A 24,671-nucleotide genomic window follows, 5' to 3' on the forward strand; every position below is an offset into this window, starting at 1 on the left:
TGCCGCGGTCCGAGCGAACCCCCAAGCGCAGTTTTCCACCGGTCAGGAGCCGAGCATGGAACGTATCGCTTCATCTGTCGCCAATCCGTCACTGATCGAGCGTCGCTCGATCGACCATATTCCCGATGCCGAGCGCCACGGCAACCTGTTCAGTCAATTCACCCTGTGGTTCGGCGCGAACCTGCAGGTCACGGCAGTCGTCGTCGGCGCGCTGGCGGTGGTGCTCGGCGGTGACGTGTTCTGGTCGCTGGTCGGTTTGCTGGCAGGCCAGGTCCTCGGCGGCGCGGTGATGGCGCTGCACGGGGCGCAAGGGCCGCAGCTCGGGCTGCCGCAGATGGTGTCGAGCCGCGTGCAGTTCGGCGTGTACGGCGCGATCGTGCCGCTCGCGCTCGTCTGCGTGATGTATGTCGGATTCTCGGCGGGCGGAACGGTCCTCGCCGGGCAGGCGATCGCGGAATTGCTGCACGTCGGCCATACCGCCGCGATCCTGATCTTCTCCGCGCTCGTCGTTCTGCTCACCGGTCTCGGCTACCGGACGATTCATGTCATGGGGCGCGTATCGAGCATCGTCGGCACGCTCGCCTTCCTGTATCTGTTTGCGAGCTTGCTGCACGGGCACGCGTTCGGCACGTTGCTCGCGAATCGCCACTTCACGCCGGCCTCGTTCCTGCTCGCGGTGTCGTTGTCCGCGTCGTGGCAGATCGCGTACGGACCGTACGTCGCCGACTATTCCCGCTACCTGCCCAGAGCGACGTCGCCCTTCAAGACCTTTGCCGCGGTGTTCTGCGGCACCGTGATCGGCGCGCAGGTGTCGATGACCTTCGGCGTGCTTGCCGCCGCGCTCGCCGGCGATCGCTTCTCCGGGCACGAGGTCGCGTTCATCGTCGGTCTCGGTGCGACCGGCGCGATCGCTGCCGTGCTTTATTTTACGATCGCGCTGGGCAAGCTGACGATCACGACGCTCAACGCGTATGGCAGCGTGATGTCGGTCGCGGCGATCCTGACCGGCTTCGGCGGGCGGCGCGAGATCTCTCCGCGCACGCGCATCGCATTCGTGCTGTTGACCGTCGCCGCATCGAGCGGGATCGCCCTGGCCGGGCAGCACGATTTCCTGAAGGCGTTCTCGTCGTTCCTGCTGTTTCTGCTGGTGTTCTTCACGCCGTGGAGCGCGATCAACCTCGTCGACTATTACTGCGTCACGCGGGAACGTTACGACGTGCCGGCATTGTTCGAACCGGCCGGCCGGTACGGCCGCTGGAACGTCGTCGGCATCGCGGTCTATGCGGTCGGCGTGCTCGTGCAGATGCCGTTCGTCGCGACGGGCTTTTACACCGGGCCGTGGGTCGATGCGCTGGGCGGCGTCGACGTGTCGTGGATCGTCGGCATCGTCGTGCCGGGCCTGCTGTACTTCGTCGCTTCGCGCGGCGCGCTGGCAAGGGTGCCGGATCGCATGATCCTTTCCGACCCGGCCCGCGACGCCGACTAGGGCGCGGTCCGCGCGCGCCGGCGCGCACCGGGAGGTGGCGTTTCGAGGGCATGCGACACGGTACGCGCCGCCTCCATCGCCCGCCCGAGCGCATCGAACACCGCCGGCCCCTTGCAGCGCGACACGTTGAAGCGCATGAACGACGTCGCGCCGTGCGACGCACTGAACACGTTGCCCGGCGCGAGCACCACATCGTGGTCGAGCGCATGGCGCGCGACGCGCGCGGCATCGAGCCCGTCGGGCAGCTCGGCCCACACGAACAACCCGCCGCGCGGTTCCGTCCAGATCCCGAGCCCGGCACGCGCGAGCCGCCGGATCGTTTCGCCCATCGCATCGGCCAACTGCATACGCAGGCCGTCGAGATGGCGCCGGTAGGTGCCGTCGACCAGCAGCCGGTGCACGACGTTCGCGCCGATCTGCGCATTGCCGAACGACGTCGCGAGCTTCAGGTCGACGAGCGCGTCGATCCATTCGGGGCGCGCGGCGATGTAGCCGCAGCGGATCGCGGCCGACAGCGTCTTCGAGAAGCTACCGATCGACACGACGCGCGACAACCCGTCGAATGCCGCGAGGCGCGGCGCGGGCGTGCTTTCGAAATCCGCGAAGATGTCGTCCTCGACGATCAGCAGGCCGTGCTCGGCCGCGAGCGTGAGCAACCGGTGCGCGACCGGCGGCGCGAGCGTCGCGCCGGTCGGGTTGTGCAGCGCCGCGTTCGTGATGTACAGGCGCGGGCGGTGTTCGGCGAGCACCTGCTCGAAGCGCGCGAGATCGGGGCCGTTCGGCGTGTACGGCACGCTGACGATCCGTGCGCGATGCGCGCGCAGCAGCGCCTGGAAGTTGAAGTAGCACGGATCGTCGAGCACGACGGTGTCGCCCGGCTCCAGCAGCAGCCGGCACACGAGATCGAGCGCGTGCGTGCCGCCGTCGGTCAGCATGATCTGCGCGGGCTCCGCATGAACGCCGTGCTGCGCGAGCCGCCATGCGAGTTGCTGGCGCAACGCGGGCAGCCCGAGCGGCGTCGCGTAGTCGGTCAGCGCGTCGGGTTCGTCGCGCGACACCGCGCGCAGCGCACGCCGCAGGCTCTCGTCCGGCAGCCACGACGACGGCAGCCAGCCGCAACCGGGCTTCACCGAGCCGGGCGCTGCCTCGAGCGACTGGCGCGACAGCCACAGCGGATCGAGTTCGCGATCGAGGCGCGGGCCGAGTTCGGCGAGCGCGAGCGGCGGCGCGTGGCCCGACACGTAGAAGCCGGAGCCGCGCCGCGCGACGAGCACGCCTTCGCTCGCGAGCCGCTCGTACGCGTCGACGACGGTCGATTTCGACACGTGCAGCGCGTCGGCCATCATCCGGATCGACGGCACGCGCGTGCCGGGCATCAGCGCGCGGCTCGCGATCCGCGCGCGCAGCGTGTCCATCACGGTTTCCACGCGCGTGCGCGACGGCGCGGGCGGAGCAGGGTCTTGCACGGAACGGCTCATGGCGGCAGGGAACTGTACGGCCGGTTGTCCAGTACAGTTTGTCCGAATTGTATTGGGGTGTAGCTTACGCGCTTTTCGCGGGCGGCGGATCATCGGTCATCCACCTTGTTCCGACCAGGATTTCCCGTGCAAAAGACGACCGACGGATGGCTCAGCGGCCTGCTGGGCGTGATCATCTTCAGTGGCTCGCTGCCCGCGACGCGCGTCGCGGTGCAGGGGCTCGACCCGCTGTTCCTCACGTTCGCGCGCGCGACGATCGCCGGCGTGCTCGGCCTGATCCTGCTCGTCGCGCTGAAGCAGAAGCGGCCGACGCGTGTCGAGACCGCGTCGCTCATCGTCGTCGCGCTCGGGGTCGTGGTCGGTTTTCCGCTGCTGACCGCGCTCGCGCTCAAGCACGTGACGTCCGCGCATGCGATCGTGTTCGTCGGGCTGCTGCCGCTCGCGACCGCGCTGTTCGGCGTCTGGCGCGGCGGCGAACGGCCGCGGCTGCCGTTCTGGGTCTTCTCGCTGGTCGGCAGCGGCGCGGTGGCCGCGTTCGCGCTGCGCAACGGCGGTCGAGCGTCGGTGGCGGGCGATGCGTTGATGCTGGCCGCGATCGTCGCGTGCGGGCTCGGCTATGCGGAGGGCGCGCGGCTGTCGCGCCAGCTCGGCGGCTGGCAGGTGATCTCGTGGGCGCTCGTGCTGTCGCTGCCGGTGATGCTGCCGCTCGCGTGGTTCACGTGGCCCGCGACGTTCGACGGCGTCGATGCCGCCGCGCTGTGGGGGCTCGCATACGTGTCGCTGTTCAGCATGCTGATCGGCTTCGTGTTCTGGTATCGCGGCCTCGCGCTCGGCGGGATCGCGGGCGTCGGCCAGTTGCAGCTGCTGCAGCCGTTCTTCGGTTTCCTGCTCGCGGCCGGGCTGCTGCATGAGACGGTGCCGCCGTCGATGCTCGTCGTGACGATCGTGGTCGTCGGCTGCGTGGCCGGTGCGAAGTATTTCTCGAAGATGGCGCCGGTGCGGCGCGCGGGCTGATTCACGCACGGAGCGGTCGCGCGACGACGTGACGGGTGCCGCCCGTGCGCCGTTTACCCCATCACCACGTTCGCGAGCCGGAACTGGTACGCGGTCGCGGTCGTGCCGCCACCGCCGCCCGTCATCACGATGTCGGCGCTCTTGATGCCGAGCAGCGACAGTTCGGTGTTGATGTCGGACAGCACGGCCGAATTCATCACCGCGCCCTGTTCGATCTGCGACGCGGTGCCGATCCACAGCGTCGGCTTGAACTCGAACACGGCCTTCTGGCCCGGCACGATCCCCGTCTTGTGCGCGAGCAGCCGGTTGTCCTTGAAGACCGACGCGGTGATCGCTCCCTGGCTCAGGTCGTTGCGCAGCTGGATCTCGCGCGAGGTTGGCGCGGGGCCGGCGAGCGCGAGCACGTTGCCCGACGTCGAGCGCGACACGTTGAAGACCTGTCCGTTGTCCGCGCGCTTTTGCGGCATGTAGTTGCCGTCGGCATCGCTCGCGGAGACGGTCGTCAACAACGGGAACACGAACGGATGGTTGTCGCCGCGTCCGCAGTTGGTGATGACCTTCCACGCGATCGCGAGCTCGTCGAAGTCCGTCGACACGTTCTTCTGGAAGATCACGATCTGGCTGTTGTTGACGTCGTTCGACAGGTTGACGAAGTTGAGATTGATGTCCATGAGTCACCTTGATTCGATTCGGATAACTGATTGAACGGGCGCCGGCCGTGCATCGCCGGCGCACGGACCGTTACGCCATCACCACGTTTTCCAGCCGGAACGTGAACGGCGTCGAGCGCGGGCCGGGGCCGCCGCCGGTCATCACGATGTCGGCGCTCGCGATGCCGAGCAGCGACAGTTCCGTGTTGATGTCGGAGATCACCGCGGAATTCATCAGCGCGCCCTGTTCGATCTGCGACGCGACGCCGATCCAGATCGTCGGCTTGAACTGGAACACCGCCTTCTGGCCCGGCGCGACGGAGGTCTTGCGCGCGAGCGCGTTGCCGTCCTTGTAGATCGTCGCGTTGATCGCACCGGCCGGCAGGTCGTTGCGCACCTGCACCTCGGAGCTCGCGCCCGGGTCGCCGCCGAGCTGCAGCACGTCGCCCGAGCTGGAGCGCACGACCTGGAACACCTGGCCGTTCGCCGCGACCTGCTGCGGCATGTAGTTGCCCCAGCTGTCGCTCGCGCTCACGCTCATCGTCATCGGGAACTTGAACGGATGGTTGTCGCCCTGGCCGCAATTGCGGATCACCTTCCACGCGATCGCGAGTTCGTCGAAGTCGGTCGCCACGTTCTTCTGGAAGATCACGACGCTCGAGTTGTTGGCGTCGTTCGAGCGGTTGATCAGGTTCAGTTGGATATCCACGTCGTTGCTCCTTGAGTTTGAAAAAACGGCAGTCGGTCTGCCGCACACCTTTCCCGCCGGCCCGGCCGAGAAGCCGTGCCGTCAAGCCGGTTCAAGCCGTGTCGGGCGGCACTACGCGCGCACGATGTGTTCGAGCGCGAACGCGAACGGCTGCGCGTCGGTGCCGGTGCCGCCGCCCGTCATCACGATGTCGGCCGCGGCGACGCCCGCCAGCGGCAGCATCGTGTTCGCGCTCGACATCACCGCCGCGTGCAGTGCGCGGCTTTCCTGTACCTGCGACGCCACGCCGATCCACAGCGTCGGCGTGAAGCGGAATACCGCCTTCTGCCCGGGTGCGACCGCTTCCTTCACCGCGATCAGCCGGCCCGCGCTGAACGCGTTGACGTTCACGGCGCCGCGCCGCAGCCGATTGACGATTTCGATGTCGCCGCCCGGTGCGTCGGCCGGGTCGGGCACGAGCCGGCCGCGTCCGGTCGGCTGCGCGTCGATCACGAAGCGCACGCCGGCGGGCGCCGTGACGCGCGGCGAGAAGTTGCCGTGCTCGTCGCCGAGCGCGACGTCGATGTCGGTCGAGTAGTCGAACGGATGGAAGCAGTCGCGTCCGCAATAACGGATCACCTTCCACGCGATCGCGAACGTATCCAGATCGGGGATCACGTCGCGCTGGAACAGCACGACCTCGCTGTTGCCGCAGTCGTTCGAGCGGTTCACGAAGCGGAGCTTGATGTTCATGATGCTTGCTCCTCATCCGGCGTGCCGCGTTCGTCGCGCAGCGTGCGGTCGGCCCACTGCGCGAGCGCGGGCGCGACGCCGTTCGCGAGCGACGCGACGTGCAGCGCATGCGCACGCGCCTGCGCCTGCAGGTCGCCGGCGAAGCGCCCGAGCGCCATCGCGGCATCGGCCGGGCCGCGCGTGCGGCCGAGATCGTCGAGGTATTGCGCGGCCGCGTCGGCCATCGCGCCCGCGTGCTGGAGGTGACTCTGCGTGAAGCGCGTCGCGAGATCCGCGTTCAGGGCCGCCAGCTCCTTGACCGCGGCGGCCGAACTGCCGAGCCCGAACCGTTCGAGCTGGCCGCGCCACAATGCGTCGGTCGCGGCCTGGCATGCATCCGTGTAGCGATGGCCGGCGAGCAGCGCGGTGTGCGCGAACGCGCGCCACGCGGGGCTGGCGGACGGGCCGCCGGTGCCGGTCGTCTGCGCGGCGAGCTTGCCGAACAGCTGGAGCGCGTCGGCGTGCGCGCGTTCCCATTGGGCGATGAACGTGGAGAACATGGCGATTCCTCGTGAAGAAGGAGCGATGACGGCGCGACGGCAGCCGCTACGCGGATTACCGACGCGCGGCGCCGAGGCGCTGCACCATCTGCATCACGGCGGCCATCTGCGGCGCGTCGCGGCGGTAGAAGCCGGGTTGGAGCGGATCGGTGCTCGTATAACCCCAGAAATCCCAGCAGCCGAGCGGATTGACGGCCGATTTCTCGACCTGCGGATACAGCACGATCAGCCGGTTCGTGTCGGCGATCTCGTTGTAGCCGACGCCGCGAATCATCCGCTCGCCGACGGTCGCGACGTTCTGCACGCAGCCGTGGAAGACGACGTGCACCGCGCAGGTCGCGCGTTCGCAATCGGCCGGCACGTACGCGTAGCCCGTATCGCCGAGCGACGCGCGGCGCTGCGGATCGAACGCGCGCTGGTCGAACGCCAGCAGCTTGCCGCCAGCCTGCGCGGCGGGCGCGTTGAGCGGCTTGTCGGGCGTGCCGTAGATCCAGCGCACGATGTCGTGCGCCTGTTGAAAGCCGCAGTTGTCGATATACGGGCTCGCGTTCGCACTGCACGTGTTGTCCTCGGGGCGGTTCGTGATGAACGCATGCCCGGCGTCCGGCGATTGGCGATACTGAAGGTTCGCGGCCGGAACCTGCGCGAGCGTGTAGAAGCGCGCGGTCTGGTCGACGACGCGCGTGAACACCACCGTATCCTTCGCCCCGCTGAACACGTAGATGCGTTGGCCGCGCAGGTTGGCCGGATCGTCGATCTCGTCGCGCTGCGCGAACGTGCGCGCGGCGCGCCATGCGTCGGTCGCGGATGGCGCGGGGCCGATCGGCTGCATGCACAGCGTGGTCGCGGCCACCGCCGGCGGGATCAGCGCGTTCACGCCCGCGCAGTAGAACGGCCCGCCCGCGACGATGCCCGCGCCGATCAGCCGGCTCGAGAACGCGACGTCGAACTGCGCGGCCATGAAGCCGCCGGACGACAGCCCCGACACCGACGTGCGCTGCAGGTCGGCGCCGTATGCGGGAAGCGGATCGGCGGGGGCGGCGAGCGCGGCGTGCGGCGCGAGCGCAGCCAGGGCGGCGACGGCAACGGTTACGGTGGCGGTGACGGCGGCGCAAGCGGCGCCCAGCGCGCGGCGCACTACGTGCGAGGCGGCGGTGCGGGGCAGCGTCGTGCGGCCGGGCGAGCGGGTGACGTTCATGCGGGGCTCCTGTCGTGACGAGTGGTGAATGACAAGGGTTGTAACGGTACGGATGCAGCAAGACTTCAGCGACGGTTTCAGCTTACGGGCAGCCGACGCGCTGCGAAATGGCGCGAACGACACGCACGACGACCCGTGACGTTCGGCCGGTGCGGCGTCACGGCGCTCACGACAGAAACAGCGCGCGCTCGGCCCGGCGGCGCTTCGTGAGGCCCGCGAGCGGCTTGCCGCCGGCCTTGTTCCAGACGAGGAACTGGTCGGCCGCCCGCGCGCTCGCGCCGGCGTTCAGGTAGCGCAGCAACGTCGACGAGCGCAGCCGTCCGGCGCCGAGGTTGAAGACGAACGACATCAGCGCATCGAACTGCTGCTGCGTGACCGGCACGCGCAACAGCTTGCGCAGGTTCAGCTCGGCGCCGCGCAGGTCATGCCGCAGCAGCGCCTCCGCTTCGGCCGGCGTCAGCGGGCGCGTGAAGCGCTCGTTCGGCAGGATCAGGTGCCCGTAGCCGATCGTCGGCTTGCCGACCGCGTCGAGATAGCGCGCGAGCCGCAGCCCCTCGAACTGCTTGATCAGCGCGATGCCTTGCTCGCCGGTGCGTTCAGGCTGGTTCGCCATCGTCGTTCTCCTCGCCGCCCGGCCGTGCGCGCGGCACCAGGCGATGCGTGTATTCGTCGATCACGCGCATGATCGCTTCGGGCGGCGGCAGCGCCGCGAACTGCATTTCGATGTCGATGTGCTCGGTGTCGCGCTGCCGCGCACTGCCCGGCGCGGCGTCCTTCTTCTCCGAGCGCGGCGCGAACGTCACGTAGAAGCGGCCGCGCTGGTCGTCGTTGCCCGAGATGCCGCCGGCCGGCAGCGCCTCGGTGAAGTCGCCGCGCACGGTCAGGTGCACGACCATCCGGTCGAGCGCGAGCCCGCGCGGCGTGGCGAGCGCGACGAGCGGCACCGGCATCGTGTGCTCCGCGTCGAGTGCGACCGTGACCTCGCGCGGCGCGAGCAGGCCGTCGTCGCGCAGATCGAAGAACTGGTCGAGCACGGCGGTGTACTGGTGCGCGAGCAACTGGTTCGCGGCGGCGGCCGCGTGCTGCATCCCGCGTGCGATCTCGTCGAGCGCGATGCCGCGCGGCGGCGGGCGTTCGTCGTCTGCCGGGGCGCCGGGCGGCGGGGCGGGCGGCGCGGGTGGCGCGGGTGGCGTAGGCGGCGTAGGCGGCGTCGGCGTAGCGGGTGGTGTCGGCGCAGCCGGCGACACAGGCGCAGCGGGCGGCAAGCCGCCGGTCGATGCGCCGGCCGCGGCGGTGGGGGCATCATTCACCCCCGACGCGGCGCCGGCCGGCCAGCCGGCGGCATCGGTCGGCGCGTGGCGCGCCGGATCGACGCCTGCCGCCGCCGGCACCGCGCCGCCCGTGCCGGCGACCGCGTCCGGGCCCGCGCCGGCGACCGCGCCGCTACGGCCCGCCACCGCCCCGTCCGGCGGCGGGACCGGCCCGTCCGGTTCCTGCCGGGCTGTGCCGCCACCCGGACGCGCATCCGCGTCGTCGTGCCCGCCGCCGCCCGCGCGGCGCGACCGTCTGAAGAGCCTGAACATGGCCGGTCCGCGCGCTTACGCGTGCGCCGGCTGCTGGGCGCCCGCATCGGCTCCGGCCGGCGCGGCCGCCTTGCCGCCGGCACCCGACGCGTCGCCGACCAGCTTGCCGTCGGTCGGCGTCGCCGGCAGCGGCTTCACGTCCTTCGCGTTGCCTTCGGTGACGACCGGCTTGGTCGCGGCCTCGGTCAGGAAGTCGATCACGCGCATCAGCGCTTCGGGCGGCGACTGGCGCTTCACCTGCGTATGGATCGAGTATTTCGCGCGCGTGTCGGTGCTGCGCGTCTGCTCCGCCTTGTGCGACACGCGCCCGGACACGCTGACGCTGATCGGCCCCCAGCCGAACTTCGCCTGGAATTCGCCGCCGGCTTCGGTCGACGACGACGACTTCTCCGACTGCGTGATCTCCATCTCGAAGTCGATCGTGCCTTCCTCGATCGCGATGATCGGATGGACGATCGCCGCGAGCAGCGGGATGCGCATCGTCTTCTGCACGACGCCTTTCGACACGCCGCTTTCGTCCACCAGCGTCTCGTCGTAGTCGAACTGGACGGCCACGGCCTTGCCGCCCTGGATGCAGACCTGCATCAGGAAATCCGCGTAGCTCTTCGCGGCCTGCGTCTGCGCGCTGATCATCGCCTTTAACGGGCCGGCGATCATTTGATCCATGGGTAAAGCGTTAATCACCGAGCCAATGAAATTCGCGTCCATGAATAAACTCCTCTTCGTGTTGAAGACAACGGAAATTCGCTGTCGTTATTCACATTAGGGAATTGAAGACGTTTACCAAATATGACGTCCGTCACGTCCGGCGGCCCGGGCCGGCCCGCGGCGGGCGTCGGTGCGCGCGGCGGGGCGCGGCGTGGACGAATTAGGCCATTCGTCACGGAGCGACGGGCCTAGTGCGCGGTGCGTAAAACAGCGGTAAAAAAAACGCCGGGTAGGGAAGCAAAAAATCCTAAACCGAGCATCCCGATTTCGAGGAAACCGCGCAATGAACGTTCTGATGATCGATAGCCCGCCGTTATTCGTCGCGGGCGTGGCGGACGTACTGTGTAAACGCGATGTCGACTGGCATGTGTGGTCGGCCCGCCGTCCCGAGGACGTCTTGCGCTTGCGCGACGCGTTGCTGCCCGGGACGGTCGAGGCGATCACGATCGAATGCGGCGAGCACGCCGCGCGGCCGAGCTGGCCGAGCGTGCTGAACGAGGCATTCGCCGGCGCGCCGTGGCTGTGCGTGGTGGCCGCCGTGTGCCGCCGGACGATTGCCGATGCGCTGCTGGCGGGGGCGGCCGGCATCATCGACCGGCATGCGAGCGCCGACGAGTTCGCGGATGCGCTCGGGCGCGTCGCGGCCGGCGCGATCTACGTGCCGCCGAACGACGGCGGCGCGACGCAGGCGCCCCCGGGCGGCGTGCCGGCCGGCGACGATCGCGCATTCGAGCGCCTCACGCCGCGCCAGCGCGAGGTGCTGCGGCTGCTGGCCGAAGGCAAGTCGAACAAGCAGATCTGCCGTGTACTGAATGTCGCGGAGGGCACGATCAAGAACCATCTGTACGCGTTGTTCCGCCAGATCGGCGTGAGCAACCGGACGGAGGCCGCATTGTGGCTCGCGCGCCACGTGCCGGCCGAGCCGGCCGGTTTCACGTTCGCGCCGGCGTGCCATTCGCCCGGCTGATGCGTGCGACGGGCGCACCGATCGGGCCGGCACGCGAGCGTGCCGCGAGCGAAGGCGGGCTTCGCGCGGCGGCGGCAATGGCGCGCCCGCGCCGCGTCGCGCTACTGCCGGGGCGCGTCGGGCGGAAGCGGATCGTCCGCGGCCGACGGCGCGGGGTGGGCCGCGAGCATCGCGCGCGTGAATTCGGCGAGGCGCGCGCGGACGGCCTCGGCGGATGCCGCGCCGTCGAGCGACTGCTGCAGATCGAGCAGGTTGGCCGCCAGTTCGCCCTGCCACTGCGCGCGTTCGCTGGCGGCGCGCGCGCGATTCGCGGCGAGCGCCGCGCCGACGTCGGTCGAGCGGTCGCCCTGCACCAGCGTCTCGAGCGTCTCGACGAGCCTTTGCAGCACACGATGCACGGCCGTCGCCGAGAAGCCGCCGAGCATCGCGAGCGCCGGCCGCCCGAAGTTGTGCATGCTGCCCTGTGCGAACAACTGGGCCGGCAGCATCTGGACGATGATCAGGCCGGCGATCACGCCGAGAATCAGCCGCGCGCCATACGATGCGTCGTATTTCGGATCGTAGGTCGACGCGGCGACGTAGTGGTGCGCCTGGAACAGCGTCGCGAACGATGCGCCGAGCCCCGCGCAGCACAGCAGGAAGGTGGTGTTCCACAGCAGCTGCACGCCGTTGGATTGCAGGAAGCCGCGCTCGATGTTCTCGCCCGACACATGCGGCGACAGGCTCGTCAGCACGACCGCGAGCAGGAAACCGAGCGCCGACCCGGTCAGCAGCCGGATCAGCGGCACCGGGCCGAGCCACGCGAACGGGTGCGCCTGGCGCCGGTGCATGTCGAGCAGCGTGACGGCCTGCGGCGTCGCGGGCGCGACGAGCGTCGCGAGCTTGCGGTGGATCGCCGCGAGCGCGTGCTGCTGCGCGGGCGCCAGCGGCGTGGTGGTCGACGCGCCCGGCGCCGGGTTGGCCGCCGGGTTGGACGAAGCGGCGGCCGCGATCAGCGCCGCGAGCCGCGCGACGAGTTCGGGCTCGATCGGCAGCCCGTGATGGAGCGCGTAGCGCGCCATCGCCTCGCATTCGTCGCACAGTTGCGCGGCGAGATCGTCCGGCGCGCGTGGCGGCTCCGGCAGCGCCGGCCGCGCGCGCCAGCGCCCGAAGCGCGGGGCGCCCATGTCACGGTGCGCCGTCCGCATCCGGCACGTCCACGTCGAACGCGTGGATTGCGACGCGTTCGCGTTCCGCGCTCGACAGGTGGCGCACGCACGGCGCTTCGGCGACCCGCTGCCAGTGCGTCTGCGTGCGGTCGACCGCGAACACGACGACTTCCTTGTGGCGGCGGCCGTCGTTGTGCGCGATGTATTGCAGCGAGTCGGGCACGTCGAACGCGTCATCGGTCGGATTCACGCCGTACGACAGCACGAAGTCGAGCACGAGCGCGCCGTCGTCGAGATGCGGCGGCTTGACGTCGTTGCCGGGATACTCGCGCCATTCGAGGAAGTCGAGGCAGATGTCGATGCCGAACGGCGGCGCTTCGCCCAGCCGATTGTCGAAGCTGTCCGAAAGGCGCGGGCCCTGATACGGCGACGACGGCGGCGCGTCGGCCGTCGCGCTTTGCGGCGACACGTCGCTCGTCTTCAGCACCTCGACCAGCGTGCCGTCGCCGAGCTGGAACGTGTGGGCGAGCGGCGTATCGAGCTCGTCGACCGAGTCGCCGTAGTCGATCCACGACGTATGCCGCTTCGGCCAGATCGCCGCGCGGCGCGTTCCGTCGTCGTCGCCGTCACCATCGCCGCCTTCGCCGCGCGCCAGCGGCGGCAGGAAATTGGTCGTCGCGAACGTAAAATTCAGCGACACGTACGGCCCGACGAACGCGCCGTCATCGGGCACGTCGGCCGCCGTCTCGTGCTTGACGAGCATCGCGATGGTACCGGGCAGGAACACGATCGGCCCGTACTGATCCACCGGAAAGCGATCGGCGATCGCGCCGATCGCGCGCCGCACCGGATCGAGCTGCAAGTCGACGATCGCATGGAGTTCGTCGACGTCGTGCAGCGCGTCCCACGGCACGTTCCAGTAGAACTCGGGTGCAGTGACGAACGTGACGCGGCGCGCATCGTCGTCTTTCGCGTCGCGCCGCACGGCTTCGAACGCGCTCGACAGCGCACCGTTCAGGTGATTGAACACGACCCCCTGCACGCGCGCTGCATACGCATCGAGCGCTTCGTCGGGCGCACGCAGGGGTTTGCAGTCGCATGAATAGCGCACGGAAACGATTCGGACTGGCTGTTTCATGATGGTTTCCTCTTCCTTGATGATGGCGGCGCGGCGCTTCAGGCCGCACCGCCGCGGCGTCAGACGGACGTGATGTCGGTGATCCAGAACCACGGGTTCGCGTATGGCCCGTCGATGACCTTGGCGACGGTCTGTCCGGGCCCCGGATCGAGCGTGCCGGGCACCCAGGCTTCGTAATGGATCGGCGAGAAGTACAGGCGGCCGAACACGTAGTCGAACGCGATGCGCGCGCGATTGCCGCCGCGGAACAGCGCATTCGTGCCGGCCGTGTATTCGACGTAGCCGGTCGTTTGCGCGCCGCCGCCGCGACCGTTCGAATTCGCCTTGAACGTGGCCGCATAGCGTTCGTACAGCTTCGCGCGCTCGGTGAGCCCGTCGAACGGGTCCGTCGTCGTGCCGTAGGTGAAGCTCGGCAGGTAGCGCGGCACGTTCTGGTGGATCTGCCGCATCGCGCCGAGCACGTCGCCGCCGATGTGGCGCCCGGGCGTGCCGCGATCGACGACGCGCGCGGACGTGGCGATTTCGGACATCAGCGCCCGCAACTCGGGCGGCGCGTCGAGCCGCGCGAACGGAATCACGTACATCGGCAATGCGCAGCCGGTCTGCTGCTTGCCCGCGCGCGGCGTATCGCCGGCATTCGCGATCAGGCCGAGTACGAACGTTTCCCAGCGCAGCGACGCGTTGAAGTCGAGTCCAGACATGAGTGGCTCCTTCGCCGGCATCAGGCCGGCTCGCCGAGCGGGAAACCCTTCGCCGCCCAGTTGTTGAAGCAGGCCGTGCGATCGTCGTTCGGCGCGTAGGTCGCGAGCGTGCCGTCGAGCAGGCCGGCGATCGCATGCTCGGTGCGCGCGAAGCGCAGCGCCTCGGACAACGCGATCACGAGCCGTGTGAGATCGGGCTTGAACGGTGCGGGCTTCGACGCGTCCGCCGGCTTGAGTTTCGACAGCGTCCACACGGCCTGATGGAGGTTGCTCGGATTGATCGTCGGCAATGGGTCGGTCGCGTAGCCGAGCCAGCCGTACGAACCGTCGCCGCCGAGCGCTGCCGCACCTGCCGGCGTGCCGCCCGGAAACGGCCGGATGTCGAATACGAAGGTGCCGCCCTGGCTGACGAAGCCGAGCGTGTACAGCGACGCATCGACGGCGGGGCCGTTCTTCGCGGCTTGCCACGCGAGGTTCAACAACAGCGACACGCGCGGCGCGCCGGTGTCGTCGCCGATCACGACGTCGACGGCTTGCCGCGTCGCGCGCGTGCCGTTCTGGCGGATCGCGTCGCGGAGTGCCGTGAGGTCGTCCTGGTAGTCACGGCCGGTGGTGAGTCGAAGTTGCACGATGTTCGCTCCTGCAGATAACCCGGCGTTGCTCGGCCGTCGAGACGGCGCGCGGGTCGAAGCGAATGCGCTGCCGTGCGGCCACTGTGCGTGGTGCGCGGCGGGCGAACAATGCGGCAGAAGTCACTGTCCGGGCCGTGACCGAACACCCGGGAAGCGGGTGTCGGAATCGGTCGGCGCAGGTGGTGAAGGGGCGAAGGGGCGAGGCGACCGCGTGTGGAAGATCGGCAACTTCGGCGGCATGCTTCATGCGTTGCCGGGCGGCATGAGCGCCGCGCGCCGAAAAGCACAACGGCCAGGTTTACCGATAGCGGCAAACCTGGCCGTTGACGTGACTGCTGTCGAACGCGTGTGAACGCGTGTTACGCGAACGTTTCGAGCGCGAGCAGTTCGTCGATCGTCTGCCGGCGGCGGATCAGCCGCGGCGTGCCGCGATCGACGAGCACTTCCGGCGCGAGCGGCCGGCTGTTGTAGTTCGAGGACATCGACGCGCCGTAGGCGCCAGCATCGTGCAGGAACAGCAGGTCGCCGATCTGCGGCTGCGCGAGCTTGCGGTGCGTGACCACGCCGCCTGCGTCCTGCGTGAACACGTCGCCGGATTCGCACAGCGGCCCCGCGATCGCGATGTCGACGAGCGGCCGGCCGGCCGGCAGCGCGCCGTCCTGCGTGTGGACGGACACCGCGTGGTAGCTGCCGTACATCGACGGACGCATCAGGTCGTTGAAGCCCGCGTCGATCAGCACGAAGTCGTGCTTCGGACGGCGGTTCACGGCCTGCACTTCGGTGACGAGCGTGCCGGCCTCGGCGACGAGGAAGCGGCCCGGTTCGATCTCGATGCGCACCGCGTGGCCGAGATGCCGTTCGATCCGCTTGCGCGCGGCATCCCACTGGCTGAAGTAGTGACCGACGTCGACGCGCGGCTCGCCGTCGCGATACGGAATCGACAGCCCGCCGCCGGCGGAGATCGCTTCGATGTCGTGGCCGAGCGACGTGACGAGGTCGACCATCGCATCGCACACCTGCGACAGGTGGCCGTAGTCGACGCCCGAGCCGATATGCATGTGGATGCCGACCAGCTTCAGCCCGTACTGGCGCACGATCTCGATCGCGCGCGGCACGTCGTCGATCCAGATCCCGTGCTTGCTCTGCGGGCCGCCGGTGTTGGTCTTGTTGCTGTGGCCGTGGCCGAAGCCGGGATTCACGCGCAGCCACACGCGATGGCCGGGCGCATGCTCGCCGACGCGTGCGAGCATGTCGAGCGAGCCGGCGTTCACGGTCACGCCGTGCTTCAGCACGGCCGCGAGCGTCGGACGGTCGATCAGGTCGGCCGTGAACACGACGCCTTCCGGCTCGCCCGCCGGACTGAACCCGGCCGCGAGGCTGCGCTCGATCTCGCCGAGCGACACGGCGTCGACGCACGCGCCTTCCTCGCGTATCAGCTTCAGGATATGCAGGTTCGAGTTCGCCTTCTGCGCATAGCGGATCACGTCGAACTGGCGCAGTTGGGCGATGCGGTCGCGGATGACGTCGGCGTCGTACACCCACAGCGGGGTGCCATATTGCTGCGCGAGCGTCGCGAACTGGCGGGAATCGAGGGACATGGCGGATGAATCGGATCGAATGAACGGACAGCGTGAATGATGCGCCTGAATGGCTATACAGTAAAATGCCTGTTTGTCGACATTCGATTCATTCCTGATATAGATGGCCATGCTCACACACCGGCACATCGAGGTCTTCCGCGCGCTGATGGTCACCGGCAGCACGACGCGCGCGGCCGAGATGCTCTATACGTCGCAGCCCACGATCAGCCGCGAGCTCGCGCGGATGGAGCAGGTGGTCGGCTTCACGCTGTTCGAGCGCTCGCACGGCCGGCTGCGGCCGACGATGGCCGCGCTCACGCTGTTCGACGACGTGCGGCTCGCGTATGTGGGGCTCGAGCGCGTCGCGGCGACGGCCGCGCGGCTGCGCGAGTTTCGCGACGGCCAGTTGTCGGTGATCGCGCTGCCGGCGTTTTCTCATGCGATCCTGCCCGGCGCATGTCGGCGCTTTCACGACGCGCATGCGGGCGTCAGCGTGTCGGTCGCGACGCAGGAGTCGCCGGTGCTCGAGGAGTGGCTGACGGCGCAGCGCTACGATCTCGGGCTGACCGAGCACGACGTCGCGCCGGCCGGCACCGTGCTCACGCCGCTGCTCGAAGTCGACGAGGTGTGCGTGTTGCCGGACGGTCATCCGCTGCTCGCGCGGCGCGCGATCGATCTCGCGGATCTCGCCGATCGCCCGTTCGTGAGCCTGTCGCTGAACGACCCGTACCGGATCCTGATCGACGAGGCGTTCGCGCAGCTCGGTGTCGCGCCGCGTTCGGTGGTCGAGACGCCGTCGGCCGTGTCGGTGTGCGCGTTCGTGCGGCAGGGGCTCGGCGCCGCGATCGTCAATCCGCTGACCGCGCTCGATTTCGTCGGGCGCGACCTGCACGTGCGGCCGCTCACGCGCTCGTTTCCCTACCGCGTCAGCGTGATCGTGCCCGAGCACCGGCCGAAGAGCCTGCTCGTCGACGCATTCGCCGAAGCGCTGCGCGGCGAAGCGCAGGCGATTCGCGAGCGGCTCGCCGCGCTGCCCGGCTGACGACGGCCGTATGATGGGCGTTTCGCTGCGCGCAGCCTGCTCCTCTTCGTCATCTTCACGGAAACGGAACCCGTCATGACCGACGCTGCATCTTCCCCCGGACAACCGACGCTCACCGGCGAGCGCATCGCGCTGCGGCCGCTCGAAGCATCCGACCGGCAGGCTTTGCTCGATGCGGCGGCGGACGGCGAGCTGTGGAACCTGAAGGTCACGGTCGTGCCGGGCGAGGAGACGGTCGACGCCTATCTCGACACGGCGCTGCAAGGCCGCGCGGCCGGCACCGTGATGCCGTTCGTGATCGTCGAGCGTGCGTCGGGCCGCGTGATCGGCAGCACGCGTTTCTGGAAGATCGACCGCAAGAACCGCAAGCTCGAGATCGGTCATACGTGGCTGAGCGCATCGGCGCAGCGCACGCGCGCGAATACCGAAGCGAAATGGCTGCTGCTCGCGTATGCGTTCGATACGCTGCACTGTGTGCGCGTGCAGTTCACGACCGACGAGCTGAACGAGAAGTCACGCGCGGCGATTCTGCGGCTCGGTGCGAAGCAGGAAGGGATCGTGCGTCACGAGCGGATCATGCCCGATGGCCGCAAGCGCAATTCGGTGCGCTTCAGCATCATCGACGACGAATGGCCGGAGGTGAGCGAGCGGTTGCGGGCGAAGCTCGCGATCTGACGCGAGGGAGCCGCAGGCGTCGCGCCGCCGGAGAGGGGGGCGGCGACGCGACGAGGGGGGGAAGCGGCGTGCCGCGCGCGATGCGCGGCGGGGCAGCGCGTTACTGCGCCGATGCGAGGTGATGACGCTGCGCGAGCTTCTGCGCGGCCGCGTAGTGCGCCTGCAGGATCGGCAGCGCCTGGCGTGCGACTTCCTTCAGCTTCGTGTCGCGGCCCGACGCGATTTCGGCCTGGAATGCCGACATCGTCTTCTGCTGGCCGGCGAGCGCGACCTGCTCGATATACGCCTTGTCGAATTCCGCGCCGCGCAGGGTCTTGATGCTGTCCAGCACGGCCGTGTCGGGGTCGTTGGCCGGCACGTCGATGCCGCGCGGGCTGGCCGCGCGCATCGCCTGGATGATCTTCTCATCGTCGGTCGACACGCGTTGCGCGAACGCCTTCACCTGGCTGTCCGACGTGCGCGCATCGGCGATGCGTGCGGCGTCGTGCTGGGTCGACACGGTTTTCGTGCCGTCGTTGATGAAGGCCTGGTCGGCTTCGTGGATGCGCGTCTGCGTGGCGGCGGCCGGTGCGGCCGGCGCCGGCTGCGCGGTTTGCGCGGTCGCCGTCACGGCGACGAGAAGCAGGCCAGCGGCAGACAATGCAAGGCGCGAGACTTGGGGAAAGCGGTTCATGGGACCTCCTTTCTATCGGGGCTCTGATTAACGGACGGATCGCGTGATCCGCAGCTGTGCGAGAGACCGGGCGCGCCCGGGCCGGGCTCGATCGCCGCTCTGCCGCGGCGGCGTTCGAAGTGTTTCCCGGCCCGACTGATTCTAGGAGAGCGCTCAGGTAGCAGGTGCAACCGCGCTGTGGTTTGTGTAACGGTTGGTAAGACGAAGCGATGGGTGCGCGCGCGGCCAGGTAGTGCGTACCTGTTGCGTGCATCGTGGCGGCAATTTTTGCGTGCGCGGCGTGCATGCGATGGCGGCGATGCGCGCGCGTGTCATCGACGTTACATCGTCTCGTGGGCGGTTTTTTCGCGATTCGTCGAATCGAACGCGCGATTCGTACGGCGTCCTTAAACGCGATCGAGCAATGCGTCGAGACGCGGCAGCAACGGCGTCGCGCAATGCGCCTGCAGCGCGTCGGGCGCCGTGTAACCCCATGCGACGCCTTGGAATGCGATACGCGCGCGGCGCGCCGCTTCGGCATCGCGGATCTCGTCGCCGACATACAGCACGTCGTCGGGCTGCATGCCCGCTTCGCGCACGAGCGCGCGCAGCCGGCGCGCCTTGCCGAACAGCGGAATGCCGCACGCGAACGTGTCGACGCAGCGGCTCGCGTGCGGGCCGAGCCGGTCGCGCACGATGTCCTCGGTGTTCGACGTCGCGATCGCGATGCGGATGCCGCGTGTGGCGAGCGCGTCGAAGGTCGCGTCGACGCCGGGGAACAGCTTCACGTGCGCGATGCGCGGCCGCATCAGCCGGCGCATGTCGAGCGTCACACGCGGCACTTTCCACATCGGCACCTCGAGCGCGCGGATGATCTCGCGCGCCGACATGCCGCGCAGCGCGGGGCGCAGCTCGGGCGTCGCGTCGCGAAAGCCGTGCAGGCGCGATGCCTCCGTGAGCGCCGCGAGAAAGCAGTCGAGCGAATCGGCGAGGGTGCCGTCGAAGTCGAACGCGATGAGTCGATAAGGCATGAAGCGATGCCGCGAGTTGATCGAGCCGGTGACGATATCACCGAATCGAGCCGCGCGGCCCGCGCGAGCGGTTGGGTCCGTGGCGAAGCGGGATGGTCGGGCAGCTTCCATGCATCGACCGGAATGCCGCCCGCGAAACGCGGTGCATGACATGACGCGCATGAAAGCCCGGTATGCTGTCGACGCTATCGTTTCCCGCCGTTTCCTTCGTCCGGACTTCCCTGAAATGAAAATCGCCCGTGCCCGTTCCGCGATGTGGATGCTTGGTGTGTTCGTCGCGTTGACGTCCGCGACGCCCGCGGCCGCCGCCGCGGAAAAGCGCTGCGGATGGCTCGAGAATCCGACGCCGGCCAACTGGTGGCTCGTCGACAAGGACAACAGCTGGACGCTGTCGACCCAGGGCAGCCCGCCGGTGCCGGGCCTCGACGAGATGCCGGACATGTCGACGCGCGGCTGGGTCGTCACCAATGCGGGGATGCACGGTTACGGCTGCGCGTGCCTCGACCTGGAAATCGATCCGCGCACCCGCGCGGTCACGCGGATCGTGGCGGCCCGGCCGCTGCCGCTGAAGCGTTGCAAGGCCGATCGAGCGTTGCCGGCGCCTTGAAGAGGCGGGGACGGCGGCGGGATTGGTGCTACGCGTAGTGGTAGCGGCAGGACACGATGCTGATTTGAAGATCGTCCGCTTCGTAGACGAGGCGGTTCGTATCGTCGATGCGGCGGGACCAGAACCCGGACAGATTGGCCTTCAGCGGTTCGGGTTTGCCGATCCCTTCGAACGGCGTCCGTTGGGCTTCGCGAATGAGCTGGTTGATGCGCTTGAGCGTCTTGCGGTCTTGCCCTTGCCAATAAACGTAGTCGTCCCACGCGTCGGAAGTAAAGAGCACGCGGCGTACGCTCATTCATCGTCCCCCGCCAGCTTGTGCTCTTTCGTCTTGCCCTTGCGCAGTTGCGCGATCGAGCGTTCGAGGTGGGCGACGTTGGCCGGCGAGCGGAGCAGATGAACCGTCTCCATCAGGCTGTCATAGTATTCCTGCGACATGATGACCGCGTTCGGCGCATCGCGACGCGTGATGAGCGTCACGTCCGCGTCGTCGACGACCTGGTCGATGACCGTCTTCAGATTGCCGCGGGCATCCGAAAAGTGAATCGTGCGCATGATTCGCCTCACTTGTACTTTTAACCGTACAAGTATAGCATGGGCGTCCATTGTACGGAATGTTGTACATGTCGAGGCGGCATCGCTTGTCGCCCACCCCGCGCCGCGCTATCGTTGCTGCTCCCCCCAGCCGACCGGAGAGCCGACGTGCCCGCAGCCACCCCCGCCCCGCTGAGATTTTCCACCGACAAGCGCGAGCTCGACATCGACGCGATCTTCGATTTCCTGCATCGCGATGCGTACTGGTCGCAGGGCATTCCGCGCGACGTCGTCGAGCGCGCGATCGACGGCTCGCTGTGCTTCGGCGCGTATGTGGGCGACGGGCTCGTCGGGTTCGCGCGGCTCGTGACCGACCACGCGACGTTCGCCTACCTGTGCGACGTATTCGTCTTGCCGGCCGAGCGCGGCAACGGCTATGGCCGCGCGCTGATCGACCACGTATTCGCGCAGCCGATGGTGCAGAGCCTGCGCCGCATCATGCTCGTGACGACCGACGCGCACGAACTGTACCGGCCGGTCGGCTTCGGGCCGTCCGCGAATCCCGAGCGGCTGATGGAAATCCGCCGCCCCGATATCTACGCGAAACGCTGACGCGCGGCGAGCGCATACAATACGCGCTTTCGTTTTTGCCGAAGGGAAGCAGATCATGACCGAACAGGAAGCCGAACAGCTCGCCACGCATCGTCACTACAAGGGCGGGCTGTATCGCTACATCGGCGTCGCCCGTCATTCCGAAACCGAGGAGTCGGTGGTCGTGTACGAGCATCTGTGGCCGCATGCGCGCGGCTTGTGGGTGCGGCCGGAAGCGATGTTCAACGAGAACCTGCCGGACGGCACGCCGCGCTTTCGCAAGCTGCGCGACTGAACCGAGCGCGCTCGCCGACCGCACGACGAGCGGTGCCGGCGCCCGGCCTAGCCGGCGGCGCCCGGCGTGTCGCGCGGCGCGGACTCCCGGTGCATCGCCAGCGCGAAGAAGCGCCGGATTTCGTCCATCAACTCCGCACGCGCCGATGCGAAATCGAAGGCGCGCCGGTTGTCGTGCGCGAAGCGCCGGCGCCACTCGTCCGCCGCATGCCGTGCTTCGCGTGCGCGCAGGTCGTCGAGTTCGGGCGTGCGCAGCGCGTGGTCGGCAATCAGCGTCACGCCGTCGCGGCTGACTTCCAGCAGGCCGCCCGCGACGAGCAGCCGGCGGTGTTCGCCGCCCGGTGCAACAACGAGCGTCACGACGCCGGGCCGCAGCCGCGTGAGCAGCGGCGCGTGATGCGGGTAGATGCCCAGCTCGCCGCTTTCCCCGGGCACGACGACGAAATGTGCGTCGCCCGAATACAGCACGTCTTCCACGCTGAGGATGTCGAGCTTCATCGACGTCGGCATGCGTGCCTCCTTCAGACCGCCGCCGCGCCGGCGACGATCTCGCACAGCTCGGTGGTGATCTGCGCCTGGCGCGTCTTCTGATACAGGTGCCGCAGCTCGCGCAACACGCGATCGGCGTTCTCCGTCGCGGTCTGCATGCTGAACATCCGCGCGCACTGCTCGCACGCGTAATTCTCGACGACGGCCTGGTAGAGCGTCGCCTCGACGTAGCGCAGCAGCAAGGTATCCACGGCCGGTTTCGGCGCGGGCTCGTACAGATAGTCGGATGTCGCGGTGTCGCCGGGCGGCGTGCCGGTGTCGAGGCCGGTGAGCGGCAGCACCGCGTCGATGCGCGGCGAATACGCGAGCGGGCTCGTCAACCGGTTGTACGCGATGTGCAGTTCGTCCAGTTCGCCGTTGACGAATGCGGTGAGCGGCACGAGCAGCGCGCCGAGCAGCTGCTCGAAGTGCGGCGCGGCGGCGAGGCCGCTGGCGCGGGCGGTGATGGTCGCGCCGTGGCGCATCAGCGGGGCAATGCCACGTGCACCGATCACGCTGAGTTCGCACGCGACGCCGGCGCCGTCCCAGCGTTCGAGCGCATTCACGCATTCGACCAGCAGCCGTGTGTTGAGCGGGCCGCACAGCCCGCGATCGGTGCTGACGACGATCAGGCCGACGCGGCGCACGGGCGTGCGTCTCGCCATCAGCGCGGAGACGTGGCCGGACCGGTCGCGCAGCACGCGCTCGGCCATCTCCCGGATGCGCGCCGCATAGGGCCGGAAATCGCGCGCCCGCCGCTGCGCGCCCGCCATCTTGGTGCGAGCCATCATTTCCATCGCCTTCGTGATCTTGCGCGTGGACGAGGTACTGCTGATCTTCGAGCGGATTTCGCGGATGTGCATGTGAGGCGGGGAGGCAGGTCGCCCGGTGTCGCCGGTGCGCTGTGGCGACGCGATGTCGGCCGCGAGGCCGGCAGATACTGCGCCGCGGCCATCGAACTATCATCGCGCGATTTCATGCTATCGGGATTTCACCTGAAACGATTGACGGCGATCAAGCGATCGCTTCCGGTTACGGACCAGAATGGTTTCGCCGATCGTCGCACCGGGCGTTCGATGACCGATTGCCGCCCGCATCGGAAGATCGTTGCGGACGCATCGAAAGACGCAAACGTCACGCATACGTCACGGCCGCGCGCGTGACGTGCGATTCGCCGCGGGTGTAGCGCGGACGATCGTCGCGCAGCCCGCGTACGGCTTTTTCCCCTTCATGTTCCCAGTAGCCAGGAATTCGATGAATTCAATGAATTCGAGCGATACCGATACCATCCCGCTTTCCGCGACGTCCGCCAGCGCGCCGGCGTTGCCGATCTTCTGGCCGATGGCCGCCGCCGCCGCGATGGTCCGGCTCGGCTCGGCACTCACCGCGCGCAACCTGCGTTTCGTCGCGGAAGAGGAGAAGCTGCATTGCGAACCGCATCCGGCGCTGGCGTCGCCGAACCGCGCGCTGCTGGAACTGCGCACGATGACGTTCCGCGATTATTCGGTCGCGCCGGCGCACGGGCTGCCGACGATCGTCGAAGCGCCGTATGCGGGACACCGGGCGATGATCGCCGACTATCAGCCGGGGCAGAGTTTGATGCAGACGCTGCGCGAGCACGGCGTGACGCGCTTGTACCTGACCGACTGGCGTTCGGCGACCGAAGACATGCGGGACCTCGAGATCGACCAGTACCTGGCCGAGCTGAACGTCTGCGTCGACGAGCTCGGCGGGCGCGTGAATCTCGTCGGTCTGTGCCAGGGCGGGTGGATGTCCGCGATGTATGCGGCGCGCTTTCCGCACAAGGTCGCGAGCCTCGTGCTCGCGGGCGCGCCGATCGACACGGATGCGGGCGACGGTCCGATCAAGCGGATGGCGCACACCTATCCGACGTCGTTCTACGAGGAACTGGTGACGATGGGCGGCGGCCTGATGCGCGGGCGTTTCATGCTGCGCGGCTGGAAGAACATGCATCCCGACCAGCACTATCTCGCCGAGCACGTCGACCTGTACGAACACCTCGACGATGCAGACTACCTGCGCAAGCGCGAAGCATTCGCGAACTGGTACGAAAGTCCGATCGACCTGCCGGGGCGCTGGTATCTGCAGGCGATCGTGCAGATCTTCAAGGAGAACCGGCTCGCGAAGGGCACGTTCGTCGCGCTCGGGCGGATGCTCGACCTGAAGGCGATCACGTGCCCCGTTTATCTGCTTGCCGGCGCTGCCGACGACATCACGACGCAGGAGCAGGTGTTCGCCGCGCAGGAGCTGGTGGGAACGCCCGCCTCGCAGGTGACGCGCCAGCTCGTGCCGGGCGGACATATCGGGCTGTTCATGGGATCGCGCACGCTGAAGGACGTGTGGCCGGGCATTGCCCGCTGGATTGCCGCGAAGCGGTAGCGGTTGCAGCGGAGGCCCACCGCGCGGCGGGCATGCGCGGCGGCGTCTCGATGCGTC

30 protein-coding genes are annotated in these 24,671 nt (G+C 68.6%); 10 read left to right on the forward strand and 20 right to left on the reverse strand.

Features of this window, described 5'->3' with window-relative positions:
• Nucleotides 1-55 precede the first annotated feature (55 nt).
• A complete protein-coding gene (locus NQV17_RS04295; protein WP_257769175.1) occupies nt 56-1,486 on the forward strand; it encodes a cytosine permease in 1,431 nt (476 codons plus the stop codon).
• Here the strand turns inward: NQV17_RS04295 and NQV17_RS04300 are convergent.
• Nucleotides 1,483-2,964 carry a PLP-dependent aminotransferase family protein gene (locus NQV17_RS04300; RefSeq protein ID WP_257769177.1) on the reverse strand — a complete coding sequence of 494 codons (1,482 nt, stop codon included), beginning with the start codon at nt 2,962-2,964 and terminating at the stop codon, nt 1,483-1,485. The genes NQV17_RS04295 and NQV17_RS04300 overlap by 4 nt on opposite strands.
• 126 nt (nt 2,965-3,090) lie before the next feature.
• On the opposite strand from NQV17_RS04300, the gene NQV17_RS04305 reads away from it, so the two are divergent.
• On the forward strand, nt 3,091-3,978 hold the full coding sequence (locus NQV17_RS04305) for a DMT family transporter (protein ID WP_257769179.1): 888 nt from the start codon (nt 3,091-3,093) through the stop codon (nt 3,976-3,978).
• Nucleotides 3,979-4,031: 53 nt separating this feature from the next.
• On the opposite strand, the gene NQV17_RS04310 is transcribed toward NQV17_RS04305, so the two are convergent.
• The 8 genes from NQV17_RS04310 to NQV17_RS04345 all read right to left on the reverse strand — a co-directional run bounded on the left by NQV17_RS04310 (nt 4,032) and on the right by NQV17_RS04345 (nt 10,097).
• The gene (locus NQV17_RS04310; RefSeq protein WP_044848965.1) at nt 4,032-4,649 is read right to left on the reverse strand and encodes a hypothetical protein; all 618 of its coding nucleotides are present in this window, start codon (nt 4,647-4,649) and stop codon (nt 4,032-4,034) included.
• Between the two features lie 70 nt (nt 4,650-4,719).
• Entirely contained in the window at nt 4,720-5,337 is a 618-nt protein-coding gene (locus NQV17_RS04315) for a hypothetical protein (RefSeq protein WP_044848966.1), read from the reverse strand.
• 111 nt (nt 5,338-5,448) lie between these two features.
• Nucleotides 5,449-6,069 (reverse strand): hypothetical protein, encoded by a 621-nt coding sequence (locus NQV17_RS04320; RefSeq protein ID WP_044848967.1) that lies wholly within the window; start codon nt 6,067-6,069, stop codon nt 5,449-5,451.
• A complete protein-coding gene (locus NQV17_RS04325; protein ID WP_257769184.1) occupies nt 6,066-6,608 on the reverse strand; it encodes a hypothetical protein in 543 nt (180 codons plus the stop codon). Before NQV17_RS04325 ends, NQV17_RS04320 begins: the two co-directional genes overlap by 4 nt.
• Nucleotides 6,609-6,663: 55 nt before the next feature.
• Entirely contained in the window at nt 6,664-7,806 is a 1,143-nt protein-coding gene (locus tag NQV17_RS04330) for a poly(3-hydroxybutyrate) depolymerase (protein ID WP_257769186.1), read from the reverse strand.
• Between the two features lie 166 nt (nt 7,807-7,972).
• Nucleotides 7,973-8,419 (reverse strand): lysozyme, encoded by a 447-nt coding sequence (locus tag NQV17_RS04335; RefSeq protein ID WP_044848970.1) that lies wholly within the window; start codon nt 8,417-8,419, stop codon nt 7,973-7,975.
• Nucleotides 8,403-9,389: a DUF2589 domain-containing protein gene (locus NQV17_RS04340; protein WP_257769189.1), complete on the reverse strand. Its 987-nt coding sequence runs from the start codon at nt 9,387-9,389 to the stop codon at nt 8,403-8,405. The genes NQV17_RS04335 and NQV17_RS04340 overlap by 17 nt, the downstream gene beginning before the upstream one ends.
• Before the next feature lie 15 nt (nt 9,390-9,404).
• A complete protein-coding gene (locus NQV17_RS04345) occupies nt 9,405-10,097 on the reverse strand; it encodes a DUF2589 domain-containing protein (protein WP_124485342.1) in 693 nt (230 codons plus the stop codon).
• A 283-nt stretch (nt 10,098-10,380) separates the two neighbouring features.
• Between NQV17_RS04345 and NQV17_RS04350 the strand changes: the two genes are divergently transcribed.
• Nucleotides 10,381-11,064, forward strand: a complete 684-nt coding sequence (locus NQV17_RS04350) for a response regulator transcription factor (RefSeq protein WP_257769194.1) — start codon at nt 10,381-10,383, stop codon at nt 11,062-11,064.
• A 101-nt stretch (nt 11,065-11,165) separates the two neighbouring features.
• On the opposite strand, the gene NQV17_RS04355 is transcribed toward NQV17_RS04350, so the two are convergent.
• From NQV17_RS04355 to NQV17_RS04370, 4 genes are read right to left on the reverse strand one after another with little or no spacing between them, the layout of a single operon-like run.
• Nucleotides 11,166-12,230, reverse strand: coding sequence for a hypothetical protein (locus NQV17_RS04355; protein ID WP_124522387.1), 1,065 nt, complete (start codon nt 12,228-12,230; stop codon nt 11,166-11,168).
• Nucleotide 12,231: 1 nt separating this feature from the next.
• Entirely contained in the window at nt 12,232-13,350 is a 1,119-nt protein-coding gene (locus NQV17_RS04360) for a hypothetical protein (protein ID WP_257769197.1), read from the reverse strand.
• A 59-nt stretch (nt 13,351-13,409) separates the two neighbouring features.
• A complete protein-coding gene (locus NQV17_RS04365; protein ID WP_257769199.1) occupies nt 13,410-14,051 on the reverse strand; it encodes a hypothetical protein in 642 nt (213 codons plus the stop codon).
• A gap of 20 nt (nt 14,052-14,071) precedes the next feature.
• Nucleotides 14,072-14,680: a ribosome-inactivating family protein gene (locus NQV17_RS04370; RefSeq protein ID WP_124522381.1), complete on the reverse strand. Its 609-nt coding sequence runs from the start codon at nt 14,678-14,680 to the stop codon at nt 14,072-14,074.
• Nucleotides 14,681-14,894: 214 nt separating this feature from the next.
• Here NQV17_RS04370 and NQV17_RS04375 point away from each other — a divergent pair, with 214 nt between their 5' ends.
• Complete coding sequence (locus NQV17_RS04375; RefSeq protein WP_257769202.1) at nt 14,895-15,035, forward strand: hypothetical protein; 141 nt, start codon at nt 14,895-14,897, stop codon at nt 15,033-15,035.
• A gap of 7 nt (nt 15,036-15,042) precedes the next feature.
• On the opposite strand, the gene lysA is transcribed toward NQV17_RS04375, so the two are convergent.
• The gene (gene lysA / locus NQV17_RS04380; protein WP_257769211.1) at nt 15,043-16,281 is read right to left on the reverse strand and encodes a diaminopimelate decarboxylase; all 1,239 of its coding nucleotides are present in this window, start codon (nt 16,279-16,281) and stop codon (nt 15,043-15,045) included.
• A gap of 109 nt (nt 16,282-16,390) precedes the next feature.
• Between lysA and NQV17_RS04385 the strand changes: the two genes are divergently transcribed.
• Nucleotides 16,391-17,305: a LysR family transcriptional regulator gene (locus tag NQV17_RS04385; protein WP_257770232.1), complete on the forward strand. Its 915-nt coding sequence runs from the start codon at nt 16,391-16,393 to the stop codon at nt 17,303-17,305.
• A gap of 75 nt (nt 17,306-17,380) precedes the next feature.
• Nucleotides 17,381-17,980 (forward strand): GNAT family N-acetyltransferase, encoded by a 600-nt coding sequence (locus NQV17_RS04390; protein WP_257769212.1) that lies wholly within the window; start codon nt 17,381-17,383, stop codon nt 17,978-17,980.
• Between the two features lie 100 nt (nt 17,981-18,080).
• Here the strand turns inward: NQV17_RS04390 and NQV17_RS04395 are convergent, their stop codons facing one another.
• A complete protein-coding gene (locus NQV17_RS04395) occupies nt 18,081-18,653 on the reverse strand; it encodes a DUF4142 domain-containing protein (RefSeq protein ID WP_257769213.1) in 573 nt (190 codons plus the stop codon).
• Between the two features lie 386 nt (nt 18,654-19,039).
• On the reverse strand, nt 19,040-19,663 hold the full coding sequence (locus NQV17_RS04400) for an HAD hydrolase-like protein (RefSeq protein ID WP_257769215.1): 624 nt from the start codon (nt 19,661-19,663) through the stop codon (nt 19,040-19,042).
• A gap of 226 nt (nt 19,664-19,889) precedes the next feature.
• On the opposite strand from NQV17_RS04400, the gene NQV17_RS04405 reads away from it, so the two are divergent.
• A complete protein-coding gene (locus NQV17_RS04405; protein ID WP_257769216.1) occupies nt 19,890-20,270 on the forward strand; it encodes a DUF4087 domain-containing protein in 381 nt (126 codons plus the stop codon).
• 28 nt (nt 20,271-20,298) lie between these two features.
• Here NQV17_RS04405 and NQV17_RS04410 read toward each other — a convergent pair whose 3' ends face one another.
• Together NQV17_RS04410 and NQV17_RS04415 are read right to left on the reverse strand one after the other, a co-directional pair.
• Nucleotides 20,299-20,565, reverse strand: coding sequence for a Txe/YoeB family addiction module toxin (locus tag NQV17_RS04410; RefSeq protein ID WP_012366508.1), 267 nt, complete (start codon nt 20,563-20,565; stop codon nt 20,299-20,301).
• Nucleotides 20,562-20,822 carry a type II toxin-antitoxin system Phd/YefM family antitoxin gene (locus NQV17_RS04415; RefSeq protein ID WP_059526792.1) on the reverse strand — a complete coding sequence of 87 codons (261 nt, stop codon included), beginning with the start codon at nt 20,820-20,822 and terminating at the stop codon, nt 20,562-20,564. The genes NQV17_RS04410 and NQV17_RS04415 overlap by 4 nt, the downstream gene beginning before the upstream one ends.
• 147 nt (nt 20,823-20,969) lie before the next feature.
• On the opposite strand from NQV17_RS04415, the gene NQV17_RS04420 reads away from it, so the two are divergent.
• Nucleotides 20,970-21,413 (forward strand): GNAT family N-acetyltransferase, encoded by a 444-nt coding sequence (locus NQV17_RS04420; RefSeq protein WP_257769217.1) that lies wholly within the window; start codon nt 20,970-20,972, stop codon nt 21,411-21,413.
• A 55-nt stretch (nt 21,414-21,468) separates the two neighbouring features.
• On the forward strand, nt 21,469-21,687 hold the full coding sequence (locus tag NQV17_RS04425; RefSeq protein WP_006751720.1) for a DUF1653 domain-containing protein: 219 nt from the start codon (nt 21,469-21,471) through the stop codon (nt 21,685-21,687).
• A gap of 47 nt (nt 21,688-21,734) precedes the next feature.
• Here NQV17_RS04425 and atpC read toward each other — a convergent pair whose 3' ends face one another.
• Both atpC and atpG read right to left on the reverse strand, forming a co-directional pair.
• The gene (gene atpC / locus NQV17_RS04430) at nt 21,735-22,196 is read right to left on the reverse strand and encodes an ATP synthase F1 subunit epsilon (RefSeq protein WP_257769219.1); all 462 of its coding nucleotides are present in this window, start codon (nt 22,194-22,196) and stop codon (nt 21,735-21,737) included.
• 11 nt (nt 22,197-22,207) lie between these two features.
• Nucleotides 22,208-23,077, reverse strand: coding sequence for an ATP synthase F1 subunit gamma (atpG, locus tag NQV17_RS04435; RefSeq protein WP_257769221.1), 870 nt, complete (start codon nt 23,075-23,077; stop codon nt 22,208-22,210).
• Between the two features lie 478 nt (nt 23,078-23,555).
• Between atpG and NQV17_RS04440 the strand changes: the two genes are divergently transcribed.
• Complete coding sequence (locus NQV17_RS04440; RefSeq protein ID WP_308235368.1) at nt 23,556-24,614, forward strand: alpha/beta fold hydrolase; 1,059 nt, start codon at nt 23,556-23,558, stop codon at nt 24,612-24,614.
• Nucleotides 24,615-24,671: the final 57 nt, after the last annotated feature.

Source organism: Burkholderia sp. SCN-KJ, assembly GCF_024656005.1.
Taxonomy (GTDB): Bacteria; Pseudomonadota; Gammaproteobacteria; order Burkholderiales; family Burkholderiaceae; genus Burkholderia.